This is a genomic window from Mesorhizobium sp. M2A.F.Ca.ET.039.01.1.1, from assembly GCF_003998035.1.
Classification (GTDB): Bacteria; Pseudomonadota; Alphaproteobacteria; order Rhizobiales; family Rhizobiaceae; genus Mesorhizobium.
This window is the reverse complement of the sequence record NZ_RZRY01001269.1, coordinates 1-1,005: the sequence shown is the minus strand read 5'-3', so window position 1 is coordinate 1,005 and position 1,005 is coordinate 1. Positions and strand designations below refer to the sequence as shown.

The window sequence follows — 1,005 nt, the reverse complement described above, 5'->3', positions numbered from 1 at the left end:
GACCGACATGCTGCGCAATGCCGCCGGCATCATCAGCCCCGCGGAAAAGACCTTCATTCCCGAACAGGAGCAGCCGAAGGCGATCCGTGTGGCGCGTATCTGGCTCGCCATCTACATCGCGACCATCGCGCTGGCGCTCTACCTGCATTCATGGCTGCCGCTGATGCTCGTCGGCCTGCCCCGCCTCTACGGCGCCTGGCATCACGTGATGACCGGCCTGCTGCAGCATGGCGGACTCGCCGAAAATGTCATCGATCACCGCCTGAACAGCCGGACGGTGCTGATGAACCCGATCAGCCGCTTCATCTACTGGAACATGAACTACCATGTGGAGCACCACATGTTCCCGATGGTGCCCTATCACGCGCTGCCCAAGCTGCACGAGATGATCAAGCACGACCTGCCGCCACCGACGCCGTCGATCCTGGCCGGCTACCGCGAGATGATCCCTGCCTTCCTGCGCCAGCTGCGCAACGAGGATTACTTCCTCAAGCGCGTGCTGCCGCCGACGGCAAAGCCCTACCGGGAAGAATTGCACAACGACAGCCCGGTGGCGGCAGCGGCCGAGTGAGCTGCCGAAGGCTGACCAGGAATTTCACGAGGACGAGATGAGCGACTGGGTCGAGGCCTGCGCGGCCGGGGATATCGACGAAGAGGACGTGATGCGGTTCGACCATGCCGGACGCACCTTCGCCATCTACCGCAGCCCAGACGACGAGTACTTCGCCACCGACGGCCTGTGCACGCATGAAAAGGTGCATCTGGCGGACGGGCTCGTGATGGACGACATCATCGAATGCCCCAAGCACAATGGTCGCTTCAACTACAAGACCGGCGACGCGCGCGGCGCGCCGGTTTGCGTGAATCTCAGGACTTATCCGGTCAAGGTCGATGCCGGAAAGGTCCTGATCCAGGTCGGATGACGGCGATGCCGGGGATGGTGATCATTGGTGCGGGCGAGTGCGGCGGGCGCGCCGCGCTTGCGCTCCGCGATCTCGGTTATGA

2 protein-coding genes are annotated in these 1,005 nt (G+C 63.3%); both read left to right on the top strand.

Going from position 1 to position 1,005, the window contains the following annotated elements; genetic code table 11:
• Positions 1-571 (top strand): fatty acid desaturase (locus tag EOA24_RS39190; protein WP_189354646.1); only part of this gene is annotated, 571 nt, incomplete at its 5' end.
• A 37-nt stretch (positions 572-608) separates the two neighbouring features.
• A complete protein-coding gene (locus tag EOA24_RS39185; protein ID WP_126063309.1) occupies positions 609-923 on the top strand; it encodes a MocE family 2Fe-2S type ferredoxin in 315 nt (104 codons plus the stop codon).
• The last annotated feature ends 82 nt before the right edge of the window (positions 924-1,005 follow it).

What these genes read in the sequence shown, in the direction of transcription:
- EOA24_RS39185 (WP_126063309.1), top strand. Translation starts at nt 609, where the DNA reads ATGAGCGACTGGGTCGAGGCCTGCGCGGCCGGGGATATCGACGAAGAG.